Below are 26,868 nucleotides of genomic sequence, written 5' to 3'. Positions count from 1 at the left end.
TTAATCGGTTGTTCTTTATGATTAAACCCTAGGTTAGCCTTGGGTAAATTTCAAGCTCACCAAATGTAAAAGTGACAGCCTTACTCATTAATTATCAATTTTAGATCCGTTGGCTCGAGATTGCTGAATTAAGAAATTCTTTAATTATATTTTTATTTATAAATTTCAATTGATTAATTAATATTATTTAACTCAACTGGCTATTTGACTAATTCACGTTTAAATACGTCCTCCCTGGTAAAGCGGCTTAATAAGTCTGGCTCCCCTCGAACATCGCCTCTAATTCCTTTTTTGATGAAAAATTTATTGTGATAAACATCACATTTCCAAAACAAAATAGACAGGACTAAAGGTGATCTTAATCACATTTATTCCATGTGGTGATTAATTGTTGCACTAATTTCACTTAACTGATTGGCATAAATGTGACTGATATCACTAATTAGCACGCTATTTTGGGGTGTTTGTGGTGATCTGCGTCACAAATATTTTGCGGATTACGCCCTCATTACAGCCCATGCTAGAGTTTAAATTGCATACAGCAATTCGGCGGATTTCGCAGTGCCGCCTTAATAATTATCTCGCGCTCTTATTGTTAGCGCGTACCAATAGGGGTGTTTTTATGCTTTCACCAGACATTAAGGTTAAAGTGCAAAACTTTGGCCGATTCCTAAGTAATATGGTCATGCCAAATATTGGCGCATTTATCGCTTGGGGTATTATTACCGCTTTATTTATTCCGACTGGCTGGCTGCCAAATGAAACTTTAGCCAAGCTTGTTGGCCCAATGATTACCTATTTATTGCCGTTATTAATCGGTTATACCGGTGGTCGCTTAGTTGGTGGCGAACGCGGTGGCGTCGTCGGTGCTATAACCACCATGGGCGTCATCGTCGGTGCGGATATGCCGATGTTCCTCGGCTCGATGATCGTGGGTCCGTTGGGCGGTTGGGCTATTAAGCGCTTTGACCGTTGGGTTGACGGTAAAATCAAAAGCGGCTTTGAGATGTTGGTTAACAACTTCTCTGCCGGTATTATCGGGATGCTACTGGCTATTCTGGCCTTTATGGCGATCGGCCCACTGGTCGAAATCCTGTCCAAAATGTTGGCTGCTGGCGTGCATGTTATGGTTAAAAATAACCTGCTGCCGTTGGCTTCTATCTTCGTCGAACCGGCGAAAATCCTGTTCCTAAACAACGCTATCAACCACGGTATCTTCTCTCCGCTGGGTATCCAGCAGGCGACGGAAACCGGCAAATCAATCTTCTTCCTGATTGAAGCCAACCCAGGCCCAGGTTTGGGTGTGCTGATGGCCTATATGTTCTTTGGTAAAGGCAATGCCAAGCAATCTGCTGGCGGCGCAGCCATCATCCATTTCTTCGGCGGTATTCACGAAATTTATTTCCCGTATGTACTGATGAATCCGCGCCTGTTGTTGGCGGTGATTTTGGGCGGTATGACCGGCGTGTTCACTTTGACTTTGCTGAACGGCGGTCTGGTTTCTCCTGCTTCTCCAGGCTCTATTCTGGCCGTATTGGCGATGACGCCTAAAGGAGCTTACTTCGCTAACATTGCTGCGGTTGCCGCTGCTTTCGCTGTCTCTTTCGTGGTCTCAGCCATCTTGCTGAAAAACACCAAAGTTAAAGATGATGAAGACAATTTGGAAGAAGCGACTCGCCGCATGCAGGACATGAAGCAACAGTCCAAAGGCGTTCAGGCGGCTAACGCTGCTGCCGCCGCGGGCGATCTGACTACCGTGCGTAAAATTATTGTGGCTTGTGACGCCGGTATGGGTTCGAGCGCGATGGGTGCCGGGGTTCTGCGTAAAAAAGTACAGGATGCCGGATTGAAGCATATCTCCGTGACTAACTGTGCAATCAATAACTTGCCGGAAGATGTCGATCTGGTTATTACCCACCGAGATCTGACTGAGCGGGCAATGCGTCACGCCCCGCAGGCACAGCACATTTCGTTGACCAACTTCCTCGATAGCCAGCTATATACCAATCTGACGACTCGCCTGCTGGAAGCCAGTAAAGAGGCGGAAAGCGCACCGCTAGTGCAGAAAGTGATCGAAACCCTGGATGACAGTTTTGAAGCTTCTGAAGAGCAACTATTCAAGCTGGGTAAAGCAAACATCTTCCTGAATCTGCATGCGGCGACCAAAGAAGAGGCCATTCGCTTCGCGGGTGAGCAGTTGGTTAAGGGGGGTTATGTTGAGCCGGAATACGTTGACGCCATGCTGGAACGCGAAAAACTGACTTCCACTTATTTAGGGGAATCTATCGCGGTACCGCACGGCACCATCGAAGCCAAAGACCGCGTATTACGTACCGGCGTAGTGTTCTGCCAATACCCGAATGGCGTACGTTTTGGCGATGAAGAAGATGAAATTGCGCGTCTGGTCATCGGTATTGCCGCACGTAATAACGAGCATATTCAGGTTATCACCAGCCTGACCAATGCGCTGGATGATGATTCCGTCATCGCGCGCCTGAGCAAAACAGAAAGTGTGCAGGAAGTTTTAGACCTGCTCTCCGGTAAGAAATCTGCCTGAGGGCGGTGAGTGTTGTCCGGCTGCGCAGCAAATTGCGCAGCCCGAATCGGGGCCGGAATTCTCCAATGGCCCCCGTTTTCCAACGGCAAATTCAAGGTAAAAAACTATGAAAGCATTACATTTTGGCGCAGGTAACATTGGCCGCGGTTTTATTGGCAAATTGTTGGCCGATGCCGGAGCTCAGGTGACCTTTGCTGACGTGAACCAGCCTTTGCTGGATGAACTGAATCGTCGTAAATCCTATCAGGTCACGGTTGTCGGTGAGCAGGCGCGCATTGAAGACGTGAAAAACGTCAGCGCGGTACATAGCGGTAGCCCGGAAGTTGTGGGGCTGATTGCCGAGGCCGATATTGTCACCACAGCCGTTGGGCCGCAGGTTTTGGCAAAAATTGCCGGTATCGTGGCGCAGGGGTTGGTTGCCCGCCATCAGGCCGGTAATAATCAGCCGCTGAATATTATCGCTTGTGAAAATATGGTGCGCGGCACCAGCCAGTTCAAGCAGCATGTTTGGGCCGCGTTGCCGGAAGATGAAAAGAACTGGGTGGAAGAACATGTCGGTTTTGTCGATTCAGCCGTAGACCGAATCGTGCCTCCTTCCGCAGAAGGCAGCACCGATCCGTTGGCGGTGACGGTAGAAACTTTCAGCGAGTGGATTGTCGATCAAACCCAGTTTAAAGGCCAACCACCGCAAATCGCCGGTATGGAACTGACTGATAACCTGATGGCGTTTGTGGAGCGCAAACTGTTCACTTTGAATACCGGCCACGCCATTACCGCTTATCTGGGGCAACTTTCTGGCATACAGACCATTCGCGATGCCATTCTTGACGCCGAAATTCGTCAGGTTGTGAAAGGGGCAATGGAAGAGAGCGGCGCAGTGCTGATCAAGCGCTATGGCTTCGACCCTGAAAAACACGCCGCCTATATCAATAAAATCCTATCACGCTTTGAAAACCCTTACCTGCATGATGACGTTGAACGAGTGGGCCGTCAGCCGTTACGTAAGCTGGGCGCGGGCGATCGTCTGATTAAACCGTTAGTGGGCACGCTGGAATATCATCTGCCTCACGATAATCTGGTGAAAGGTATTGCCGCCGCAATGAGCTATCGCAGTGAGCAGGACCCGCAGGCGCAGGAATGGAGCGAATTACTGGATAAAATAGGCGCAAAAGCTGCACTGGCGCAAGTTTCTGGCCTGCCTGCGAATAGCGAGGTTGTCGAACAGGCGGTGAATGTGTATAACGCCATGCAGGAAAACCTGGCGCGTTAAGCTGGCAAAAGCGGCTCACGACGGGATATGCCAACGGATTTGCCCTCCCGGCCTGAGTCGGGAGATAAATACCGCGTCAGTAACCACGGATGCTTGTTAATGATGATAAGAGCAGAGGGACGCGTCTTTCTGCTCTAAATATCGGCTTAACAACAGGGTATTTATCTCAGTGAGTGGGGTATAACCCAGTAGATTTTGCATTGTCGCGGGGCTGCGACCGTGTGAAATGCGTGGGGGAAAGTCCGCAGGATGGCCATTAACCAACCACTGTAGTAGATAACAGATGATTGAAAAAGCACAGGCATTTGAAAATAGGGTTCTGGAACAGCTTAACGCCGGTAAAACCGTCCGAAGTTTCCTTATCGCCGCCGTTGATCTACTGGCCGAAGCCTTAAACATTTTAGTGGTGCAGGTTTTCCGAAAGGACGACTATGCGGTGAAGTATGCCGTGGAACCGCTATTAATTGTTGACGGTCCCTTGGGCGAATTATCTGTGCGTTTGAAGCTGGTTTATGCCTTGGGCGTGATTTCACGTCATGAATATGAAGATGCCGAACTTTTAATGGCGCTGCGTGAAGAAATGAACCACGACGGCGCGGAATATCGTTTCACCGACGATGAGATTCTCGGCCCCTTTGGGGAGTTGCACTGTGTAACCGCGTTACCGCCCGTTCCCACATTTCTCACACCAGAAGAAGCCGAGCCTTCTCTTATTGCTATGCAACACCAACGCTATCAGCAGGTTTTGCGTTCAACGATGGTCTTGTCGATTACCGAGTTCATTTCCCGTATCAGCTTAAAGAAAGTGTCTAAACTGTCGCCGATTCTGCCTTCCTGAGTTTTTATTGGTAGACCGCCATCCATTCATCGACTAATAGCCACAGGGCGGTAGTTGCCATCATTCCTGCCATTAACCCGTTAAATAACCGCAATTTCCAGTTCACCGTGAGGGCATGACGCAACCTATCCCCCATGACTGCCCAGACGCCCACGCACGGCAAATTGAGTAAGGCAAACCCGCTCACCAGTAGCAGCGTGTGGCTGAGCATTTCTCCGGGACTAGGGGTAAATAGAATCGCGACATTGATGCTCATCAGCCAGGCTTTGGGATTGATGGCCTGAAATAGTGAGGCCTGAATAAAACTCATTGGCTGCTGTTTTTCCCGGCTTCCCGGTGCGCCAGACATATAAATCTTCCACGATAGCCAAAGTAAATAGGCACAACCGATTGTCACCAAAGGCAGGCGAATCACCGTGGCCCAGCTTAGTACCAATGCCAATAGCGTTGTGGTCAGCGCGCATTGAAAGGCGCTGCCGAAGGTCACGCCTAACATCATAGGTACGGTTTTTCGCAGGCCGAAATTGACGCCGGATGCAGCCAGCAGCAGATTATTCGGACCGGGCGTGATGGACATAACGGTGACATAACTGATAAATGCGCTATCCAGCATGGGGATTCCTCAGTGAAATAAAACAAAGGAATTAGCATAACCAGCAATGGACGGTGGCGGCAGAACCAGAAGTTCTCTATTCTGATGGGTACAGTAAAGCAAACTTTAAACTGTACCCATCGAAACAGTGGAGAATTGTCACTATGTCTACTATTACTAATAAAATCCGCTATTTACAACTTGCAGATGGGTTAACCAAAGCGATAGATAATGGCAGTTTATCTGCGGGAAGCCGCTTGCCGTCGGTGCGAAGCTGCGCCCAGAGCCATCAGGTCAGCATTAATACCGTGGTGGCCGCCTATCGTACGTTGGAAGATCGTGGCCTGATCGAGGCACGTCCGCAGTCCGGTTTTTATGTTTGCACTCCTTCCAGTGCGCTGGTGCCAACGGTTTCGGCTAGTAAACCGGTGGACGAGGTGCTGGATTTGATAGAAACGGTGTTTGCCGCTCAGTCCAACCCGGCTTTTACTAATATTTCATTGGCTTGCCCACAAACATCTGATTTTTATCCCAGCGCCAAGCTAGGGCGTGTGATGGCTTCTTTGCTACGCCGCCAGCCGGATTTAATCAGCAAATACGCATTACCACCTGGCAGTCAGCGTTTGCGCCAGCAAATTGCTCGTCGAGGGCTAACTTTGGGGATGGTGACAAATCCTGCAGAGATAACCATTACTCACGGTTGTATGGAGGCACTACAGCTGGCGTTGCGTGTCACCACTAAACCGGGAGACTGCGTTGGACTGGAATCGCCGACCTATTTCTATCTGATGCCATTGTTAGCCAGTTTAGGTTTGCGAACCATTGAAATTCCGACCGATCCGCTGCAAGGGTTATCGTTGGATGTGTTGGAATTGCTGCTTCAGGAAGGGCGGCTGAATGCGGTTATTGCAATGCCGACGGTGCAAAATCCGCTTGGTTACACAATGCCTTTGGCGGCCAAAAAACGGTTGGCCCGCCTGATGAACGATCATCAGGTGCCGCTTATTGAAGATGGTTTATACGCTGAAATTCAGTTTGGCAGCAGTTTGTCGCCAGCGGTGAAAGCTTTCGATCGGGATGGTTGGATACTATTTTGCTCTAGTTTTACAAAAACGCTGGCACCTGATTTTCGTATCGGCTGGATTGACGGTGGTCGTTTTTCCGAAGCGTTACACAAGCTAAAAGCCGTTTCTTCGATGGCAGAACCGGCGTTGTTATCGGAAACGCTAGCGCTGTTTTTGGAGTCCGGCGGTTATGATCATCACTTACGCGGATTGCGCCGCCGCTACGCTACTCAGGTGGAGCAGGCGCGTATCTTGATTAATCGACACTTTCCCCTGGGAACGAAAGCGACCCGACCTGCCGGCGGCTTCGTTTTTTGGGTAGAATTGCCTCCCTCGGTGGACACCGTTGCGTTGTATCATCAAATGCTGCAACAGCATATTTGCCTGACTCCGGGCACGCTATATTCACCCAGCGGGCGCTATCGTCACGCTTTCCGCCTGTCATGCTGCTATCCGTTTAACGATAGTTATACCCAGGCTTTGGCGGTGGTAGGAGCGGCAGCCTGTGAGATCAGTGGATTACCCGCAGGCGTTGGCTGGTGATCTGCTCAGGTGCGGGCTGTCGAAAGAAGCGCATCCTGATACACTATAGGTGATATCCTATTTCCAACTTTAGCGAATTTTCGTGCCCATCAGTGGCATGTACGGGCCAACTTTATGAAAGAACAAGCAGAAATCAAACGTCTGAGCGACATGCTGGATGCATTGAACCACAAAGATACCGCAGTCATTCAACAGGGTAACGTTGATTTGATCGCCCAGCATATGAAAGAAAAAGAAAAACTGGCTGCTGAAATTCAGCGTTTGAAAGAGGTTCGGGTAAAAAACCTGAGCGTTCAGGCGCAGGAATTGACCAAAATGCCATTCAGCCGAGCCATCACCAAAAAAGAACAGGCCGATATGGGTTCACTGAAAAAAGTGGCTCGTGGTTTGATCGTGGTGCACCCAATGACGGCGCTAGGCCGTGAAATGGGGCTGAAAGAAGTGACCGGTTACGCGAAAAAAGCGTTCTGATTTTTATCAGCGGTGTAATAGAAACCGAGTTGATGGCCATGCTATCAACCCGGTTTTTTCTAATGTATTAGTCAGATATCTAGATGTTTTTTGTGAAACACGCAGATCAAATCTTTAGGCTCTCGCCCGGCCCAACAGGCGGTGATTGAAATTCTCTATTTCGCCATGAATCAATCGCGTCACCATGGTTTTGCTCCAGCTAGCAGACAGCCCGGCGGCACCAAGTAAACGGCGATATTCTTCTTCATCAAACGGCATATGGAAAGCAATGGCAATCGCCTCTGCGACCGAAATATCGCTGCAACGGGTAACTAGCGCCATCGGCTGTTCGTCACTCACCTTTCCCGGTGATATCACGCGGTAAAGCCAGCCGCACAGACCGGTTTGCTGCATCAATACCGAAAGATCCTCAATAGCGAAGTGAAAATTGAGTTTGTAGCAAGGCGATCGCGGTTGCGTAACCTGAATCAGCGCTTCTCCCCACCGGAAAATATCACCGATATAAACATTCTGTTCGGTTAAGCCTTCCGTAGAGATATTCTCGCCAAAAGCGGGTGCATTGAAGTTATCCGCCTGTTCTGGAAATTGCTGGCGCCAATGAGCGTAATGTTCGCGGGGATAGTGGCACAGAGCGCGATCCGGGCCGCCGTGAAAGCGTGTTTCAGCCTGCTCATCACCTTCTAATCCTAACGGCTTCAGCATCAGGCTGCCGTCCGTTTGGCGCTTACCAATGGCGCTGGGGCTGCTGCCGGGGTAAGGCTCGATATTACCGATATAGACCTGCGGATAAACCATTAAGCTCTCCTTGTCTGCTTACGCGGGGTAAGATTCAGAATACCTTGCAATCAGTCTGGCTACCAATGGCAAAATTGTATGGATAACTTAGGGTTAATCGGTATGAGTGAATGGATGGGAGCCACGCGAAGCGGCTCCCGTAGTGCGAGGATTAGAAGGTTTCCCAGTTATCCTGCTGATTTGTTTTTACATTATCTGATGCCGGACGAGATGCGGCTGGCGATGTGTTAGTCGCAACCTGAGCCGAATCGTCGGCTTCCGTGTTTTCCGATAAACGGAATACGGCGACGGCCTGCGCCAATAGAATCGCCTGCTCGGCCAGCGAATCGGCAGCGGCAGCGGATTCTTCTACTAGTGCGGCGTTTTGCTGCGTGGTGCTATCCATTTCAGATATCGCCTGGCTGACCTGCGTAATTCCACGGCTTTGTTCATCGGAAGCAGAGGCAATTTCCGCCATAATATCGCGCACATGTGTCACCGAACGAACGATATTCTCCATGGTTTGACCGGCATTTTGCACCAAAGAAGTGCCGTTATTGACCTGTGAAACCGACTCGGCGATCAGCCCTTCGATTTCTTTTGCCGCCTGTGCGCTGCGCTGCGCCAGATTGCGTACTTCGCTAGCGACCACGGCAAAACCGCGCCCTTGTTCGCCTGCTCGCGCTGCTTCCACCGCCGCATTCAGTGCCAGTATGTTGGTTTGGAAAGCGATGCTATTGATTACCGAGGTAATTTCAGAGATGCGCTTAGAGCTGCTGGAAATATCGCTCATGGTTCGCACTACGTCATTTACCAGTTTTCCGCCTTTCTGCGCGGTATCAGAAGCTTCGGTGGCTAACTGATTGGCATGATGTGCGTTATCGGCGTTCTGTTTCACGGTGGCGTTTAGCTGCTCCATACTGGCGGCAGTTTCTTCTACCGCGGCGGCCTGTTGTTCGGTACGCGATGATAGATCGGTATTACCAGCAGCAATCTCGCCAGAGGCATGAGAAACCTGACTGACGCCAATGCGAATATCATCAATCATGCTGCGCAGATTTTCATTCATGCGCGCCACGGCGTTCATTAACAGACCCAGTTCATCGGAACGAGATGAGGTGGTGGCCGCGGTCAGATCGCCGGTGGCAATACGTTCTGCCATCGCCAGCGTGGTACGCAACGGCACGGTAATCTGGCGGGTAATACGCCAGGCGATTAACAAACCAACTAAAAGCGCCACCATTGCGACAACGGTCATCTGCGTCTGCGCATTGTCGATTTCATCGTGAGTGCCTTGTAACTCCTGAACAAACAGATTTTTAACCAGAGAATTCAGCTCGATAGCTTTAGTTTCTAACTGTTTTCCTGCGGCAATTTCCTGTTCGTAAGCCGGTAAGTAAGCCAGAATATTCGCTTTATAGGCTTTCAAACTGTCGATAACCGGTGCCATCATTTTCTGTTGTTCGGTAGACAGTACCGGCAGGAATGCGTTGGCGGCGTTTTGCGCCACATCAATCGCGGTAATCATCGAGTCTTCTGCCTCTTGATTACGATCCAGCAGCAGCCCACGGGCGTTATAGCGTACCGCCATCAGTTTCTGGTTCATTTCTGCCAGTAGGATGCGGGTGTTGGTATCTGCCCCTTCATTCAGGAAGTTCTGTTCAAGCTGATTCAGGTATTTCTGGGTTTCAGAAATGTTCCAGCTTTTGCGGACGTTATCTTTTCGTTCAACCGTAGCCAGAAACTCTCTCTGTTCCAGCTGATAGGCTTTAATCACTTCGATAATTCGATCGATGTTTTTGCGGTTTTCAGCGCTCCAGTTCATGTTCTCTTTTTGCGCCAACAGTGTAAGGATATTATTGATATGTTTGGCGTTAACCGTCATAAACGCGGGATCGTAAGATCGTTCGTACAGCGCCCGATTGTACTTTGCCTGGTTCACTTCATCGTTAATTTGATAGCTCAGGTCAACCTTATAGGCGCGCGCTTCGATCTCGGAAAAGTGGTAAGCCCCGGTACCTGCGATGATGCTAACCAGCAGCAGCATAATGAAAAAACTTAATCCCAGTTTTTTCCCTACTTTTACGTTCTCAAAGCTTCCAAATAAATTGCTCATTGCAGCCATACTATTCTCCGTTATGCGGTATTCCTAAGACAGATCAATCAGCGCTGGTGAATTCAGGGAAGGGTCTAGTTATTTGGGGAATGATTATTGCTGGTTTAACTATTGAGCAGTAACTAGCCTGTTTAACTCAGGCTTTGTTTCTCAATAGCGATGTGGGCAATAGTTCTTCTTGTACAATCTATCGGCAACTCATGGTTAAACTTTAGCAATAAAAAGCGCTGTTAATAGCCGTTCTGGTGCTATTCCCTGCGGTGAGATGGGGGAGATACTCGTGGAAATAGCGATGTGCTTAGGATGTATCTGCGCCATCAGCGGGAATTCTATAGGCAAAAAAATGCCGGCAATCAGCTGCCGGCATGGTCATTAGCGAGAAAGGGCGGAAACCCGCGCTGACTCTGGCTAATCGGGCTTATTTTTTCGCTTCAGCGAAACGTTTAGCCGCTTCGTTCCAGTTAACCACGTTCCAGAATGCTTTGATGTAGTCTGGGCGACGGTTTTGGAATTTCAGGTAGTAAGCATGTTCCCACACATCCAGACCCAGAATCGGGAAGCCAGATGCGCCAGAAACCGCTTCGCCCATCAGCGGGCTATCCTGGTTAGCGGTAGACACTACGGCCAGTTTGCCGTCGTCTTTCAACACCAGCCACGCCCAGCCAGAACCGAAACGCGTTGCCGCAGCTTTTTCGAATTCTTCTTTGAATTTGTCTACGCTACCGAAATCGCGCTCAATAGCGGCTTTCAGGTCGCCTTCCAGCGTGGTGTTCAGCGCCAGACCTTTCCAGAACAGGCTGTGGTTAGCGTGGCCACCGGCGTTGTTACGCATGAAGGTGCGCTTGTCAGCAGGAACTTTGCTCAGGTCTTTGATAACTTCTTCCACGCTCAGGCTAGCCAGCTCCGGGTAAGCTTCTAGCACGGTGTTCGCGTTGTTAACATAAGTCTGATGATGTTTGGTGTGATGGATTTCCATCGTCTGCTTATCGAAATGTGGTTCTAGTGCGTCGTAAGCATAAGGCAGTGATGGCAGTGAGTAACTCATATTCATCGTCTCCGTAGTGTAGAGCGGCGCAAAAAAAGTGAGCGCCACGTAAGCATTCGGATCATTATAGTTAAATAAATGATATTGAAAATGATTATCAATGCCGTAGTTTTTGTGTGGTTACTGCGTGTTCTCGATAAAATGAATGTGTGACGAAACTTTTAATATTCTTTTTAATTCAATCACTCTTCGATACGACGGGCACTTTTTTTTTGTGCTTCACACTCAAGAATGATGGCTTTCTCTGCTGCCCCTCTTCCCCGCACTAAAGCGAAATAAGGTCACCGCGTGGTTCGATCCTCTATGTGCAGCTTTAACTCAGTATTGAGCCAATAAAAGCCACCGCCTTTAGATTAACCGCTGCGGATGAGTGTATACCGTGGCTCTGCCGGGTTTGCTAAAACCGACCAGCGTGAGATTGCAACGCTCGGCGACCTCAACGGCTAGCGTGGTGGCGGCAGACACGGCAAATAGAATCTCGATGCCGCACATGGCGGATTTCTGCACCATTTCATAGCTGGCGCGGCTGGAAACCAATACCGCGCCTTGCTGCCACGGCTGTTTGGCTCGTAGTCCTAAAAGTTTATCCAAGGCGACGTGGCGACCGACATCTTCGCAGCCACCTAATAATTCGCCTTCTGGGTTAATCCAGGCCGCCGCATGGGTGCAACCGGTGAGCTGGCCCACGGTTTGTACCTGTTTAAGCTGCCCCAATGCTCTATCCAAATGGTTTAAATCAAAACGTTGGCTGAAGGGCAAAGGCGTTATTGGGCGGAAAATATCGGCCAGTTGCTCGATGCCACACACGCCGCAGCCAGTGCGGCCCGCCATGGCTCGGCGTCGTTCTTTCAAACCGGCAAACCGGCGGCTGGATAGCTCAATTGCGACCTCGATGCCGTTGCAGGTGGGATTAACGTCGATAGCGTAAATATCCTGCGGGCTACTGATAATCCCTTCTGATAAGGAAAAACCGAGGGCAAAAGCCTCCAGATCTTTCGGCGTTCCCATCATGACGACATGAGAAATCCCGTTATATACCAGAGCAATAGGCACTTCTTCCGCCAGCCAGTCGGGCTGAGTGGTGGTTAAGTCCTGCCGCTGCCACAGCTTGAGTTGTCTGGCACCGCAAACATCGGTCGAATTGGCTGTTTGTGCTGGTTTGATCTGGCTCACTGATGCGATCCTGAGTGTTATATCCCATAATGACAGTGTGGTAGTATTCCACGGTAAGGATAAGGCTGTGAACCTTATTCTCTATCGCGGCAAAGCGGTAGTGAGATAACGATTTTAGCGCTGACGCCTTTATCGGGGAAAGCGCCTGTTAAAAACACTGTGACAATCGTGAATTGAGGAGAGACCCATGCAGGTCAGCAGAAGGCAGTTCTTTAAGATCTGCGCTGGCGGTATGGCAGGAACCACGGCGGCGGCACTCGGCTTTGCGCCGGCGGTGGCGTTGGCGGAAACGCGACAGTATAAATTGCTGCGAGCCCGCGAAACCCGTAATACCTGCACATATTGCTCCGTTGGTTGCGGGCTATTGATGTATAGCCTCGGCGACGGTGCAAAAAACGCCAAAGAGAGTATTTTCCACATTGAAGGCGATCCGGATCACCCGGTCAACCGTGGTGCACTTTGCCCGAAAGGTGCTGGCCTGATTGACTTTATCCACAGCGAAAGTCGTCTTAAATATCCAGAATACCGCGCGCCAGGCTCCGATAAATGGCAGCGAATCAGTTGGGATGATGCTTTTACTCGTATCGCCAAACTGATGAAAGAAGACCGAGATGCGAATTTCATTAAGACCAACGAAGCGGGCGTGACCGTTAACCGTTGGCTCAGCACCGGTATGCTGTGTGCCTCTGCATCCAGTAACGAAACGGGTTATCTGACTCAAAAATTCAGTCGCGCTCTCGGCATGCTTGCCGTAGACAACCAAGCACGTGTCTGACACGGACCAACGGTAGCAAGTCTTGCTCCAACATTTGGTCGCGGTGCGATGACCAACCACTGGGTTGACATTAAGAACGCGAATTTAGTTATCGTCATGGGCGGTAACGCGGCTGAAGCGCATCCAGTGGGATTCCGCTGGGCGATGGAAGCCAAGATCCACAACAATGCCAAGCTGATCGTGATAGATCCGCGCTTTACCCGTACTGCATCGGTGGCTGATTTCTATACGCCAATCCGTTCCGGTACCGATATTGCGTTCCTATCCGGCGTACTGTTGTATCTGATCACCAACGAAAAAATTAACCGCGAATACGTCGAGGCTTACACCAACGCCAGCCTGCTGGTGCGGGAAGACTTTGCCTTTGAAGACGGCCTGTTCAGCGGCTACGACGCCGATAACCGTAAATATGATAAAACCAGCTGGAACTATCAGTTGGATGAAAACGGCTACGCCAAACGGGACGTCACCCTGCAAGATCCGCGCTGCGTTTGGAACCTGCTGAAAGAACATATCAGCCGCTACACGCCGGAAGTGGTTAGCAATATCTGCGGTACGCCGCAGGAAGATTTTATCAAAGTTTGTGAATACATTGCCGAAACCAGTGCTGCGGATAAAACCGCGTCCTTCCTGTATGCACTGGGCTGGACTCAGCATTCCGTCGGCGCGCAAAACATCCGTACCATGGCAATGATCCAACTGCTGCTCGGCAATATGGGCATGGCCGGTGGCGGGGTTAACGCCTTGCGCGGTCACTCCAATATTCAAGGTCTGACTGACCTTGGCCTGTTGTCGCAAAGCCTGCCGGGTTACATGAACCTGCCGTCCGAAAAACAGCCGGATCTGGAAACCTATCTTGCTGCCAATACGCCGAAAACCCTGTTGCCGGGTCAGGTGAACTACTGGAGTAACTATCCGAAATTCTTCGTCAGCATGATGAAAAGTTTCTACGGGGATAAAGCGCAGAAGGAAAATAGCTGGGGCTACGATTGGCTACCTAAATGGGATAAAGGCTACGACGTACTACAGTACTTCGAGATGATGTCGCAGGGTAAGGTCAACGGCTATCTGTGCCAAGGTTTTAACCCGGTTGCTTCGTTCCCGAATAAAAACAAAGTAATAGCTTCACTGTCCAAACTGAAGTTCCTGGTCACTATCGATCCACTGAATACGGAAACCTCGAATTTCTGGCAGAACCACGGCGAGTTTAACGACGTCGATCCGTCAAAAATTCAGACCGAAGTGTTCCGTCTGCCATCTACCTGTTTTGCTGAAGAAAACGGCTCTATCGTGAACTCCGGCCGCTGGTTGCAATGGCACTGGAAAGGCGCAGACGCCCCCGGCGAAGCCATGAACGACGGTGGTATTCTGGCGGGTATTCTGATGCGCTTGCGCGAGATGTATCAGCGTGAAGGCGGTGCGGTGCCGGAACAGGTGCTCAATATGACCTGGGACTACCTGACGCCAGACAATCCAGAGCCGGAAGAAGTGGCGATGGAAAGCAACGGTCGCGCATTGGCAGATATTACCGATGCCGACGGCAAAGTGCTGGTGAAAAAAGGCGAGCAATTGAGTACCTTTGCTCATCTGCGCGATGACGGTACTACCGCCAGCGGTTGTTGGATCTTTGCCGGTAGCTGGACGCCAGCGGGTAACCAAATGGCACGCCGTGATAACGCCGATCCGTCTGGCCTCGGTAATACGCTGGGTTGGGCATGGGCATGGCCGTTGAACCGCCGTATTTTGTACAACCGCGCCTCGGCTGACCCACAGGGTAAACCTTGGGATCCGAAACGCCAGCTGCTGGAATGGGACGGAGCGAAATGGACTGGAGTCGATGTTGCTGACTACAGCGCCGCCGCGCCAGGCAGTGATGTCGGGCCGTTTATCATGCAGCCGGAAGGGATGGGGCGTCTGTTCGCCATCGACAAAATGGCGGAAGGGCCGTTCCCGGAACACTACGAGCCGTTTGAAACGCCACTGGGTACCAACCCGCTGCATCCGAACGTGATTTCCAATCCGGCCGCTCGCGTATTTAAAGACGATTTGGAAAGTATGGGCTCCCATGAGCAATTCCCTTATGTGGGCACCACTTATCGTCTGACCGAGCATTTCCACTACTGGACTAAGCATGCGTTATTGAACGCTATTGCCCAGCCGGAGCAATTTGTGGAAATCGGTGAAAAACTGGCCGAGAAGAAAGGCATTAAGCACGGGGATACGGTGAAAGTCAGCTCTAACCGAGGCTATATCAAAGCTAAGGCGGTAGTGACCAAACGTATTCGCACGCTGAGGGTTCACGGACAGGAAGTGGATACCATTGGTATTCCTATTCACTGGGGTTATGAAGGGGTAGCGAAAAAAGGCTTTATTGCTAATACCCTGACGCCGTTCGTTGGCGATGCCAATACGCAAACGCCAGAGTTCAAGGCGTTCCTGGTTAACGTGGAAAAGGTGTAACGGAGAACAACTATGTCACTGCAATCTCAAGACATTATTCGGCGCTCCGGTACTCATTCCCTGACGCCACCGCCGCAGGATCGTAACTATCAGGCTGAAGTGGCGAAGCTTATCGACGTCACCACCTGTATCGGTTGTAAAGCCTGTCAGGTCGCCTGCTCGGAATGGAATGATATCCGTGATGAAGTCGGTCATAACGTCGGGGTGTACGATAACCCCGCCGATTTAACCGCTAAATCATGGACGGTAATGCGTTTCTCCGAAGTGGAGGAAAACGGCAAGCTGGAATGGCTGATCCGTAAGGATGGCTGTATGCACTGTGCCGATCCGGGCTGCCTGAAGGCATGTCCGTCGGAAGGGGCTATTATTCAGTACGCCAATGGCATCGTGGATTTCCAATCGGAGCATTGTATTGGTTGTGGTTACTGCATTGCCGGCTGTCCTTTCGATGTACCGCGCATGAACAAGGACGACAATCGGGTGTACAAATGTACCCTATGCGTTGACCGCGTTAATGTGGGTCAGGAACCGGCCTGTGTGAAAACCTGTCCGACAGGCGCTATTCACTTTGGTACTAAAGAGTCGATGAAGGAAGTGGCGGCTGGGCGCGTGGCAGAATTGAAAACCCGTGGGTTTGATAACGCAGGTTTATACGATCCGGCTGGCGTTGGCGGTACTCACGTTATGTACGTGTTGCACCATGCGGATAAACCGCAGCTTTACCACGGTTTACCTGAAAATCCGACCATTAGCCCGACGGTTACCTTCTGGAAAGGCATTTGGAAACCATTGGCTGCGGTGGGCTTTGCTGCCACCTTTGCCGCCAGTATTTTCCACTATGTTGGCGTTGGCCCGAACCGGGTGGAAGAAGATGAGGATGAAGAGGATAAATCCGTCCCTGCATCGTCAGATTCATCGTCATCTACTCAGCCATCTTCCGAACAGCAAGACGGGGAGACGCGGAAATGAAAAAAGAAAAGCCGATCCAGCGCTACAGCGCACCGGAGCGAATCAACCATTGGATAGTGGCCTTCTGCTTTATGCTGGCGGCCATTAGTGGGCTGGGATTCTTCTTCCCTTCCTTTAACTGGCTGATGAACATCTTCGGTACGCCGCAGCTGGCGCGAATTCTTCATCCCTTTGCCGGGGTGATTATGTTCGCTGCGTTTATGATCATGTTTTTCCGTTACTGGAAACACAACCTGATCAACCGCGAAGACCTGGTCTGGGCGAAAAATATCCACAAAATTGCCATGAATGAGGAAGTGGGCGACACGGGACGCTATAATTTTGGTCAGAAATGCGTATTCTGGGCAGCAATTATAAGTCTGGTGCTGTTAGTGGCCAGTGGTGTGGTTATCTGGCGGCCTTACTTCGCCGAGTATTTCCCGATTCCATTGATTCGCCTGGCGTTACTGGTGCACTCATTGGCAGCGGTGGGGCTGATCATCGTCATCATGGTTCACATTTATGCGGCCATTTGGGTGAAAGGCACGATAACGGCGATGGTGGAAGGCTGGGTACCTGCGGCATGGGCGAAAAAGCACCATCCGCGCTGGTATCGGGAAATCCGTCAGAAAAAACAGGAAGAGAAACCCTGAAATGAGTATTCGCATTGTCCCTAAGGACCAACTTAGTCAACAAAGCGAAAGAGCATCAACGGCGGGGACAATCCCGCCGTTACTTTTCGCGAATTTAAAAAGCCTGTATACCCGCCGAACCGAACGTTTACGGCAACTGGCGCTAGATAATCCGTTGTCTGATTATCTGGATTTTGCCGCCAGAATTACCGAAGCGCAGCAAAAAGCGCTGCACGATCACCCGCTGACGTTGGATATGCGGGCGGAGCTGGAGCACTCGGCCGCTAGCGGCAAGCCGCCGTTGGATGCGAGCGTATTTCCTCGTACTGAGCACTGGCGTTTGTTGCTGTCGGCGCTGATTGCCGAACTGCGTCCAGATGCGCCTGAGCATATTCAGGTCGTGCTGGATAATCTGGAAAAATCATCGGTACATGAGCTGGAGCTCTACGCTGACGCATTGTTGAATCGCGAATTCGGCAAGATCGGCAGTGAGAAATCCCCGTTTATCTGGGCGGCGCTATCGCTGTATTGGGCGCAAATGGCCAGCCAGATTCCCGGTAAAGCTCATGCGGAATATGGTGAACACCGTCAGTTCTGCCCGGTCTGCGGCAGTATTCCGGTTTCCAGCGTGGTGCATATCGGTACGGTGAACGGCCTGCGTTACCTGCACTGCAATCTGTGTGAAAGCGAATGGCACGTCGTGCGGATAAAATGCAGTAACTGCGAGCAAAGCCGCGATCTGAATTATTGGTCACTGGATAGCGAACTGGCAGCGGTAAAAGCAGAAAGTTGTGGTGATTGCGGCACTTATCTAAAAATTCTGTATCAGGAAAAAGATCCGCAGGTTGAAGCGGTGGCTGATGATTTGGCCTCGCTGATTCTGGATGCCAAAATGGAAGGAGAAGGTTTCGCCCGCAGTAGCGTTAATCCGTTCCTGTTCCCCGGCGAATAACTTTCCGTTATCTCCCTGATTTGAGTGACTATGAGCGCAGAACCTCAGCAACTTTATAGCCAATTACCTGCCATAGACCGTCTGTTGCGGGAGCCAGAAATGGCTCCTTTGCTGGATGAATATGGCGCGACGCTACTCACTGATATCCTGCGGAAAATGCAAACGCAGGCCCGCGAGATTATCCGCCAGACTCAGACGCTGCCGCACTGGCATAGCTGCTGGATTACCGAACTACGTCAACGGATTAACCAACGCCAACCCGCCCTGAAACCCGTATTCAACCTGACCGGTACGGTATTGCATACCAATCTTGGCCGCGCGCCTTTGGCTGAATCTGCTATTAACGCAGTGACGGCGGCGATGCGCGGCGCGGTGACGCTGGAATATGACCTCGGTGACGCTGGACGCGGGCATCGGGATCGGGCGGTAGCGGATTTGCTCTGTGAACTGACCGGCGCAGAAGACGCCTGTATTGTTAACAATAATGCGGCGGCGGTACTGCTGATGCTGGCGGCGGTCTCGGCGGGCAAAGAAGTCGTGGTTTCACGTGGTGAGCTGGTGGAAATCGGCGGCGCTTTCCGTATTCCTGACGTCATGCGTCAGGCGGGTTGCCAATTGGTTGAGGTTGGCGCAACCAACCGCACTCATTTGAAGGATTATCGGCAGGCAATCGGCGAAAATACCGGTCTGCTGATGAAAGTTCATACCAGTAATTATAGTATTCAAGGCTTTACCGCCGCGGTAACGGAATCTCAGCTAACAGCCTTGGGGCAGGAATTTTCTGTGCCGACGGCAACGGATTTGGGCAGCGGTTCGCTAATCGATATGACCCAATACGGATTACCTGCCGAGCCAATGCCGCAGCAACTGATTGCCGCTGGCGTCGATTTGATCACTTTTTCCGGAGATAAATTGTTGGGAGGGCCGCAGGCGGGGATTATTCTGGGCAAAAAGCACTGGATCGCCAAACTTCAGCAGCACCCGCTCAAACGCGCTCTGCGGGTCGATAAAATGACCCTATCAGCATTAGAAGCTACACTACGTCTTTATCAACAACCGGATCGGTTGGCAGATTTACTGCCATCGCTGCGCATACTCACTCGTCCGCAGCAAGAGATGCGTGACAGCGCCGAGCGCCTATTAGTGCAGCTTAGCGCGCATTATCCGGATTTTGACCTTGCCAGCGAAGAATGCTGGTCGCAGATTGGCAGTGGTTCCTTGCCGGTCGATCGTTTGCCCAGTTGGGCGATAACTTTCACACCTAAAGACGGGCGGGGTAGTACGCTGCTGTCGCTGGCTAACCGCTGGCGCCGTCTGAATCAGCCGGTGATCGGTCATCTTCGGGATGGGCGCATGTGGCTAGATTTACGTTGTTTAAATGATGAAGATGCTTTGCTCAGGGAGCTTGTTTGATGATTATTGCCACCGCCGGTCACGTTGACCACGGTAAAACCACGCTATTACAGGCTATAACCGGCGTAAATGCCGATCGTTTGCCGGAAGAAAAACAGCGTGGTATGACTATCGATCTGGGCTACGCCTATTGGCCACAGCCCGACGGCAGTAGTCTCGGTTTTATTGATGTTCCCGGTCATGAGAAGTTTCTGTCCAATATGCTGGCAGGAATGGGCGGTATCGATCACGCTCTGCTGGTAGTGGCCTGTGACGATGGCGTAATGGCGCAAACACATGAACATTTGGCCATTTTACGCCTCAGTGGCCATCCAAAACTGACAGTGGCGTTAACCAAAGCCGATCGTGCCGATGAGCAACAGATTGAGCAGGTTCGCCAGCAGGTTTTGACCGAACTGGCACAGCAAGGCTGGGCTGCCGATCAGATTTCCCTGTTTATCACCGCTGCTAACAGCGGAGTCGGTATTGACGAACTGCGCGCTCATCTGGCGCAGCTTAGCCAGCAGGCTAGTGATGCTCAACGTATTCAACGGCGGTTCCGTCTGGCAATCGATCGGGCTTTTAGCCTGAAAGGTTCGGGATTAGTAGTGACGGGAACGCTGCTAGCGGGGCAAGTAGCCGTTGGCGATACTCTGTGGTTAACCGGCAGCGATTGTCCGGTTCGGGTACGAAGTATTCATTCGCAGAATGAGCCAGCCACTCATGCACAGGCTGGCCAAAGGATTGCGCTGAATATCACTGGCGATACCAGCAAACAGCAAATTTCTCGCGGCGATTGGCTATTGGAGCGACAGCCGCCGGAAGCGCAGGATCGGGTGCTGGTGGAAGTCACAACGGATACACCGATGCATCATTGGCAATCTCTGCATTTACATCAAGGTGCTAGCCATATTACCGGTCGAGTTTCCATGCTGAATGGCGCAGAAACCCCGATGTTGGCCGAATTATTGCTGGATACACCGCTGTATCTGGCAGAAAACGATCGCTTTATCCTGCGTGACATTGCGGCAAAGCACACCCTGGGTGGCGCTCGAGTCATCGCTCTGTCTTCCCCGAAAAGAGGTAAGCGGCAGCCGGCGTTTTTGGCGTGGCTGACTGCGCTAGCTCAGGCCACGACAGATGCGGAAGTCCTTAACCTTCAATTGGATAAAAGGCCGGTATCGATTCAACAGTTTGCCTGGGCACGTCAATTATCCGATGGACAACTCGATAAACTATTGGCAGACAGCCAACAGTTAGTGGCTGGCGATAGCGTACTTTCCTCTGCGATGGCTGAAAATGCCCGGCAAAACCTGCTGCAAGTGCTCGCCAGTTACCATCAGCAGCACAGCGATCAGTTGGGCTTGGGCCGCGCCCGCCTGCGCCGCATGGCTTTACCGACGCTTGATGAGGCTTTGGTTAATCGGGTTATCGATCAATTAGTTGCCGACGGCGAATTAGCGAATACGCGCGGCTGGCTGCATTTACCTGAACACAGTTTGGCGTTTACAGCTGAAGAGGAAAAACAGTGGCTGCGTGCGCGGGTTTATTTTGAAAGTGACCCTTGGTGGGTGCGGGATCTGGCCGTAGCGCTGGAAATGGATGAAGAGTCGATGCGTGGATTATTGCGTAAAGCCGCGCGTTTGGGCCATATCACCGCGATTGTGCCGGATCGCTACTATCTGAATCGCAGAATCTATCAGTTTGCCGATTTGATTCGTACTCTGGATGCCAGCAAAGGTAGCGCCAGCGCAGCGGATTTCCGCGACAGCCTTGGCGTCGGCCGTAAGTTAGCGATTCAAATTCTGGAATTTTTCGATCGCAGCGGCTTTACCCGCCGCCGTGGCAACGACCATATTCTGCGCGACCAAGGTATGTTTTGTTAGTGCATCGGTGCTGATGTAACTACCAGATTACACATCAATAGTGATGTATTTTGTGATGAATACATTCCTACCGATGCTTTATAGATTCCATGACCATTAAAAATGGGTTCAGCATTAGCCGAACCCATCTGTTCACATCATCAGTGCCAGGTTTATTATTCCGCAGCTACAGCTTCAGGCTGTTTACGAATAAATATTGCTACCAGCGACAGCCACAGCAGGCCGCTGATTAAATTGAAAAGATTGAAGATACCGCTGTTTCCCCACAGATAGGCGACTTTCGCCAACTCTATGCCCAAAGTGAAGACAAACATACTGATCATCCCCATTGCGGCAGAAACCGTACCTTTACTGATATCGCTGGCAAACAGGGTCAAACGCACCAAACCGGCATTTGCTACACCAATACCAAAAGCATACAAACTGAGACCCGCCGTCATCCACAAATAGGCGTGAGATGAATAAAGCGTTGAAACAGCGGCCAATATCAACCCACCGATCATCGGGCCTGCGCCGAGTTTAATCAGTTTAGGAATGCTGGTTTTACCACTCAAACGCGCCAGCGTCAGGTTACCAATGATTAATGCGCCGAAAATAGGCACTTGCAATAAACCATAGTCAAAGGTCGATAGCTGCTCGCCACTGATCAAAATAACCGGCGATTGTGCAATCCAAGCCAACAATGGCAGGCTAGCAAAGCCTAATGCCAATGCTCCGCACAGAAAGCGACGGTTAGCCAGCACTTGCTTATAATCATGCCACATGGCCGAAAGCGAGAGCTTTTCACCTTTCAACACCGCAGTTTCTGGCATTGCTCGCCATAAGCCAATGAACGAAATTGCCCCCAGAACCGCAAAAAGCACAAACATACTTTGCCACGGCGCAACGTGAATCAAGGCTGCACCGGCTAAAGGGCCAAGTAGCGGAGCGATCAGAGCCACGTTTGCCATCAGCGCGGTGATCTTAATACATACTGCTTCTTCGAATGATTCCTGAATGGTGGCGTAACCTACGGCGCCGATAAAGCACAGGCCAATGCCTTGCAGGAAGCGCATAGCAATAAATTGTTCTATGGTATTGACCAAAAGAATAGCCAGACAGGTAATGACAAAGAAAGCCACGCCTGCCAGCATTACCGGACGACGGCCACGGCGATCGGAAAGCGGCCCCAACAGCCATTGTAGGAACATACCGCCGGCTAAATAGGCGGTCATGGATGTGGGAACCCATTCTATGCTGGCGTTGAAATCAGCGACGACTGCCAGCATACCGGGCTGAATCATATCGTTGGCAATATAGGCTGCGAATTCAAATAGGACTAAACACAGGGGAAACAACAGCGCCCGGCGGCCTAAAGGTTTCGCGGGTGTTAACGTAGTTTGCATAGATTAAGTTATTAATAATTAATAAGAAAAGTGGAACTGCCTCAGCGAGAAAAGCTGTCGAGACGAGTTAGGACGGCTATTTTGCCGCCAATAATGAATAATGGCAACGATTTACATGCAGGTAGATTCTTAATTACCTTGGGCGAGTATTTCTTTTTGAGTTACTTTTAGCGCCCTTAGTATATAACTTATCGTTAACTTTTTTGGCCCAAATGCATGAGCAACAGAGAATAGGCATGACCAATAAAATTGGATGGATTGATAATTTGCGGGCAGTGGCTTGCATTATGGTGGTTATGATTCACGCCACCACTTACTATCTCACCAGCGGAGCAGCGGTCGGTGAATTCAGCTGGGATTTATCTAACTTACTGAATTCCATGTCTCGGGTTGGCGTCCCTTTGTTCTTTATGATTTCGGGTTATCTGTTTTTGGGTGAAAAAAGTGCCGGTAAGAAGCATTTTATACGCATCGGTCTATGCCTGACTTTTTATAGTGCTATTGCTCTAATTTATATATCCACACTGACGCCGATAGGCGGCTGGGCTTCATTAAAGAATATTTTGCAAAAGCCGGTGTTTTATCACCTGTGGTTTTTCTACGCCATAATCGTGGTGTATCTGGTTTCTCCGCTGATTAACGTCAAGCCTGTATCCGGCCGTTACGTTGCCGTAGTCATACTGTTGCTGGCGGTGGTTGCCAATCCTTATACCGGTAAGTTCTCTCTCGATGGTTTCCATTTACTGCCTGTAAACCTGTATATCTCCGGAGATACTTTCTATTACCTGCTATACGCAATGCTAGGCCGGGCGATTGGTATGCTGAATACGGAAGGAAAATCGATAAGTTGGGCAGCAGCGTTCGCTTTTATCGTGAGCGTAGGATTGATCGTCATTTCGACAAAAAAACAAAGTATTATCAATGGAAATTTTGCAGATACCTTCTACATGTACTGTAGTCCGCTGGTCTTTATTGCGGCGGTGTCTCTGCTAATCTGGTTTAAAAACTGCCTTTCCCAGCCACGAGCCTGGTTAACCTGGCTTTCGGGTCATTCTCTTGCGATTTATGGTTTCCACGCGCTTATTATTCACTTTGTGCGCACCCACCACTTTGATTTTACCGCCTATCCGGCGCTGGATATTTTCTATGTTTTCGCTTTCGCGTTGGGTGGTAGCATGTTGTTATCTATAGGATTACAGCGTATTGATAAAAGAAGATTAGTCAGTTGATCAAGCTATGCCCGTAGATAACTGCGGGCTAAAGAGTTTGGGGGGGTCACCGCATTATGAAATCGCCATCTGAATGAGTTGATGTAGGTAATTTGTTGTTTTAAATATTTTTTTCTGCCTAATTTCTGTTTTTTAGACATGTCACAGGCCCGTTCCGGTCATCAAAAATAATTCGCTTTCGTTAACTTATTCGCCTCTTTCTACTTATTTATATCAGGTTATTTCGAGGCTAATGACAATAACCATGCATTAACTGATATAAGCTGCAATTAGTATGCTGAACGGCGGATTAGTTACTGATGATATGAGGAATGATATAGCGTCCTGTTATGTATGATTTGAAGCAAGGATGGGCTCGCTATGAAAAAAATACAATTAATGGCGCTATTGACCTGTTTGATGGTCGTTGGTTACAAGGCGAATGCCGCTATCGTACTGGATCGTACAAGAGTTATTTATACGGCTGATGTCGGATTCGTTAACCTGAGTATTCGGAATGAGAATAAAACTCTGCCTTATCTGGCTCAATCGTGGATCGAAAATGTAGCTCCGCAGAGCACCTCTGCGCCGTTGGCGGTTTCACCGGAAATACAGAGGGTGAATTCGGGTGAAAAAAATATCGTCCGCATTTATGCCACACTGGATGCGAAAACATTGCCTCAGGATCGCGAATCGCTGTTTTATTACACGTTGCGAGAAATACCGCCGCGTAGCGATATTCCCGATGCGATACAGGTAGCGCTACAAACCAAAATAAAGCTGTTTTACCGCCCGTTGAGTATTGTGCCGCAGCCCGATGAAATCTGGCAGCAGCGCGTCATATTGCACAAAACTGCTCAGGGATATCGGCTCGAGAATCCGACGCCCTATTATCTGACGGTAATCGGCTTGGCGGCCAGAAGCGGAGCGGCGGCAAAAGAGGATTTTCCTGCAATCATGGTCGCACCTATGTCCAGCAGCGAACTGGTTGCAGAAAATTACCCCTCGCCGGTTATCACTTATATCAATGATTACGGTGCTCATCCAGAATTGAGCTTTAGCTGCCACGGGGCAATTTGCCGTGCGATTATCTCTGGTTCATAAGGTTGCAGCGAATTTGGGGAATATTTGGGGAATATTTGGGCAGACTGTCGCCATGGTTTACGGGCAAAGGCTGCCAACAGTAGGTTTTTGTATGGTTGCCATACGGAGAAAAACTCACTTTTACCAAGGGTTACGCAGATTTCTGCTCAACTTAACAATGTTGAAAATGCCTGACTGATTTCTAATACCTTGTTGAATAAACGCGTTATAATCGCTAGCTTACATAAAGATTATCTATGGAAGATCATCGCTCCCGGTGGGGCGGCTGGACTTCAAATCCAGATGGGGCCGCCAGCGGTCCCTGGCAGGTTCGACTCCTGTGATCTTCCGCCAAAGGTCCTCTTTTTACGTCAACCCATGTCAATAAAATATCATATAAACCAATGGTTACCTTGTTTTCATTCTCTCTTGATGTCAATCAGTGTCTACTGAAATCTACCCCCATATTGGGGTATTTTTGGGGGTGCTTTTTCCCCCTAAATAATTGATACCCCCAGAAGGAGAAATAATGCCCCTAACGGATGTTAAGGTGCGTACGGCTAAAGCGCAGGATAAGCCCTATAAGCTAGCTGATGGAGGTGGCCTCTATCTATCTATTGGTCAAAACTAATGGGTCTCGTTATTGGCGGCTGAAGTACCGAGTACTCGGCCGTGAAAAGCTGCTCTCCATAGGTGTTTATCCAGATGTATCGCTTGCCTTGGCCCGTCAAAAGCGGGATGCGGCTAGACGAGTCATTGCTGAAGGTGGTGATCCAAGAGAAACCAAAAAGGCAGAAAAGCAGGCTTTAAAAATTGCCACCTCAAATACTTTTGAAGCTATAGCTTGTGAATGGCATAAGGCCAGAGCTGATAGATGGTCAATGCGCTATCGAGAAGAAATTTTAAGTACGTTTGAAAAAGATATATTCCCTTATATCGGTAAGCGACCTATAGCTGAAATTAAACCTCTAGAGTTATTAGATGTACTTAAAAAAATGGAACGGCGCGGAGCATTGGAAAAAATGCGTAAAGTCCGTCAACGCTGTAGTGAAGTATATCGCTATGCCATTATTGCAGGTCGGACAGAATACAATCCAGCTCAAGACCTCGCAGGGGCTTTAACTCCACCAACAAAACACCATTTCCCATTTCTTAAAGCAACAGAATTACCCGATTTTCTCTATGATTTGGGTGGCTATACTGGCAGCGTTATTACTAAGTCTGCCACTTATTTTATTATGTACACGGCCGTTAGAACGCAGGAGCTGCGTTTCGCAAGGTTGTAAGTATCCCGCTTAAACGGCCCATTCATTTTTAGAGATCTTCCGACATACTGATGATGTCACCTGAGGAGATCCTTATGCGCAAGATCCGATTTACCGAGCACCAGATCATCGCCGTACTGAAGTCCGTCGAAGCGGGTAGGACCGTCAAAGATGTGTGCCGCGAGGCTGCTATTCCCGAAGCCAGCTATTACAATTGGAAGGCGAAATATGGCGGGATGGAAGCCGCTGATATCAAAAAAATCAAAGATCTAGAAGACGAGAATCGCCGTCTGAAGCAGATGTTTGCCGACCTGAGTCTGGAATGCCGTGCGCTGAAAGACGTCATCGAAAAAAAGCTTTAAAACCAGCGATAAAGCGTGAGCTCGTCAACTATCTGACCACGCAGTTTACGATGAGCATACGCCAGGCATGCAGGACG

Annotated in this window: 19 protein-coding genes, 1 tRNA gene and 2 pseudogenes; 16 read left to right on the top strand and 6 right to left on the bottom strand. The window is 50.0% G+C overall.

Annotated elements, in window-relative coordinates; translation table 11 throughout:
* Positions 1–622 precede the first annotated feature (622 nt).
* The 3 genes from DBA33_RS11525 to DBA33_RS11515 all read left to right on the top strand — a co-directional run bounded on the left by DBA33_RS11525 (position 623) and on the right by DBA33_RS11515 (position 4,665).
* Positions 623–2,557, top strand: coding sequence for a PTS mannitol transporter subunit IICBA (locus tag DBA33_RS11525; protein ID WP_064515890.1), 1,935 nt, complete (start codon positions 623–625; stop codon positions 2,555–2,557).
* 106 nt (positions 2,558–2,663) lie between these two features.
* A complete protein-coding gene (locus tag DBA33_RS11520) occupies positions 2,664–3,827 on the top strand; it encodes a mannitol-1-phosphate 5-dehydrogenase (protein ID WP_120806518.1) in 1,164 nt (387 codons plus the stop codon).
* Between the two features lie 283 nt (positions 3,828–4,110).
* On the top strand, positions 4,111–4,665 hold the full coding sequence (locus DBA33_RS11515; protein WP_049597379.1) for an MltR family transcriptional regulator: 555 nt from the start codon (positions 4,111–4,113) through the stop codon (positions 4,663–4,665).
* Between the two features lie 4 nt (positions 4,666–4,669).
* Here DBA33_RS11515 and DBA33_RS11510 read toward each other — a convergent pair whose 3' ends face one another.
* A complete protein-coding gene (locus tag DBA33_RS11510) occupies positions 4,670–5,278 on the bottom strand; it encodes a LysE family translocator (protein WP_064515886.1) in 609 nt (202 codons plus the stop codon).
* Positions 5,279–5,421: 143 nt separating this feature from the next.
* Here DBA33_RS11510 and DBA33_RS11505 point away from each other — a divergent pair, with 143 nt between their 5' ends.
* Positions 5,422–6,864, top strand: coding sequence for a PLP-dependent aminotransferase family protein (locus DBA33_RS11505; RefSeq protein WP_064515884.1), 1,443 nt, complete (start codon positions 5,422–5,424; stop codon positions 6,862–6,864).
* 114 nt (positions 6,865–6,978) lie between these two features.
* Positions 6,979–7,335, top strand: coding sequence for a YibL family ribosome-associated protein (locus DBA33_RS11500; RefSeq protein ID WP_064515882.1), 357 nt, complete (start codon positions 6,979–6,981; stop codon positions 7,333–7,335).
* 114 nt (positions 7,336–7,449) lie between these two features.
* Here DBA33_RS11500 and yiiM read toward each other — a convergent pair whose 3' ends face one another.
* The 4 genes from yiiM to fdhD form a co-directional block, all read right to left on the bottom strand.
* Positions 7,450–8,130, bottom strand: a complete 681-nt coding sequence (yiiM, locus tag DBA33_RS11495) for a 6-hydroxyaminopurine reductase (protein WP_120806516.1) — start codon at positions 8,128–8,130, stop codon at positions 7,450–7,452.
* 151 nt (positions 8,131–8,281) lie between these two features.
* On the bottom strand, positions 8,282–10,234 hold the full coding sequence (locus DBA33_RS11490; RefSeq protein ID WP_064515878.1) for a methyl-accepting chemotaxis protein: 1,953 nt from the start codon (positions 10,232–10,234) through the stop codon (positions 8,282–8,284).
* A 409-nt stretch (positions 10,235–10,643) separates the two neighbouring features.
* A complete protein-coding gene (gene sodA, locus DBA33_RS11485) occupies positions 10,644–11,270 on the bottom strand; it encodes a superoxide dismutase [Mn] (RefSeq protein WP_064515876.1) in 627 nt (208 codons plus the stop codon).
* 348 nt (positions 11,271–11,618) lie between these two features.
* Complete coding sequence (fdhD, locus tag DBA33_RS11480; protein WP_120806514.1) at positions 11,619–12,443, bottom strand: formate dehydrogenase accessory sulfurtransferase FdhD; 825 nt, start codon at positions 12,441–12,443, stop codon at positions 11,619–11,621.
* A 187-nt stretch (positions 12,444–12,630) separates the two neighbouring features.
* Between fdhD and fdnG the strand changes: the two genes are divergently transcribed.
* The 6 genes from fdnG to selB are packed head-to-tail and all read left to right on the top strand — an operon-like array spanning position 12,631 to position 21,488.
* Entirely contained in the window at positions 12,631–15,678 is a 3,048-nt protein-coding gene (gene fdnG / locus DBA33_RS11475; protein WP_120806512.1) for a formate dehydrogenase-N subunit alpha, read from the top strand.
* A gap of 12 nt (positions 15,679–15,690) precedes the next feature.
* Positions 15,691–16,647: a formate dehydrogenase subunit beta gene (fdxH, locus tag DBA33_RS11470; RefSeq protein WP_064515870.1), complete on the top strand. Its 957-nt coding sequence runs from the start codon at positions 15,691–15,693 to the stop codon at positions 16,645–16,647.
* Complete coding sequence (fdoI, locus tag DBA33_RS11465) at positions 16,644–17,279, top strand: formate dehydrogenase cytochrome b556 subunit (RefSeq protein WP_064515866.1); 636 nt, start codon at positions 16,644–16,646, stop codon at positions 17,277–17,279. Before fdxH ends, fdoI begins: the two co-directional genes overlap by 4 nt.
* A gap of 1 nt (position 17,280) precedes the next feature.
* Complete coding sequence (gene fdhE / locus DBA33_RS11460) at positions 17,281–18,210, top strand: formate dehydrogenase accessory protein FdhE (protein WP_120806510.1); 930 nt, start codon at positions 17,281–17,283, stop codon at positions 18,208–18,210.
* A 30-nt stretch (positions 18,211–18,240) separates the two neighbouring features.
* Positions 18,241–19,623 carry an L-seryl-tRNA(Sec) selenium transferase gene (gene selA / locus DBA33_RS11455; RefSeq protein ID WP_064515862.1) on the top strand — a complete coding sequence of 461 codons (1,383 nt, stop codon included), beginning with the start codon at positions 18,241–18,243 and terminating at the stop codon, positions 19,621–19,623.
* A complete protein-coding gene (gene selB, locus DBA33_RS11450; RefSeq protein WP_120806508.1) occupies positions 19,623–21,488 on the top strand; it encodes a selenocysteine-specific translation elongation factor in 1,866 nt (621 codons plus the stop codon). The genes selA and selB overlap by 1 nt, the downstream gene beginning before the upstream one ends.
* A 155-nt stretch (positions 21,489–21,643) precedes the next feature.
* On the opposite strand, the gene DBA33_RS11445 is transcribed toward selB, so the two are convergent.
* Positions 21,644–22,873 (bottom strand): MFS transporter, encoded by a 1,230-nt coding sequence (locus DBA33_RS11445; RefSeq protein ID WP_064515859.1) that lies wholly within the window; start codon positions 22,871–22,873, stop codon positions 21,644–21,646.
* A 236-nt stretch (positions 22,874–23,109) separates the two neighbouring features.
* Here DBA33_RS11445 and DBA33_RS11440 point away from each other — a divergent pair, with 236 nt between their 5' ends.
* The 5 genes and pseudogenes from DBA33_RS11440 to DBA33_RS11420 all read left to right on the top strand — a co-directional run.
* Positions 23,110–24,102, top strand: coding sequence for an acyltransferase (locus tag DBA33_RS11440; RefSeq protein ID WP_064515857.1), 993 nt, complete (start codon positions 23,110–23,112; stop codon positions 24,100–24,102).
* A gap of 360 nt (positions 24,103–24,462) precedes the next feature.
* Positions 24,463–25,185 (top strand): fimbria/pilus periplasmic chaperone, encoded by a 723-nt coding sequence (locus DBA33_RS11435; protein WP_120806506.1) that lies wholly within the window; start codon positions 24,463–24,465, stop codon positions 25,183–25,185.
* Between the two features lie 238 nt (positions 25,186–25,423).
* Positions 25,424–25,518: transfer RNA gene (locus DBA33_RS11430), tRNA-Sec, on the top strand.
* Positions 25,519–25,693: 175 nt separating this feature from the next.
* Positions 25,694–26,444: pseudogene (locus tag DBA33_RS11425) on the top strand (integrase arm-type DNA-binding domain-containing protein); the annotation flags it as partial.
* An 80-nt stretch (positions 26,445–26,524) separates the two neighbouring features.
* Positions 26,525–26,868: pseudogene (locus DBA33_RS11420) on the top strand (transposase); the annotation flags it as partial.

The sequence above is a fragment of the Yersinia sp. IP36721 genome (assembly GCF_003634395.1).
Lineage (GTDB): Bacteria > Pseudomonadota > Gammaproteobacteria > Enterobacterales > Enterobacteriaceae > Yersinia > Yersinia entomophaga.
This window is presented reverse-complemented; position numbering and strand designations above follow the sequence as displayed.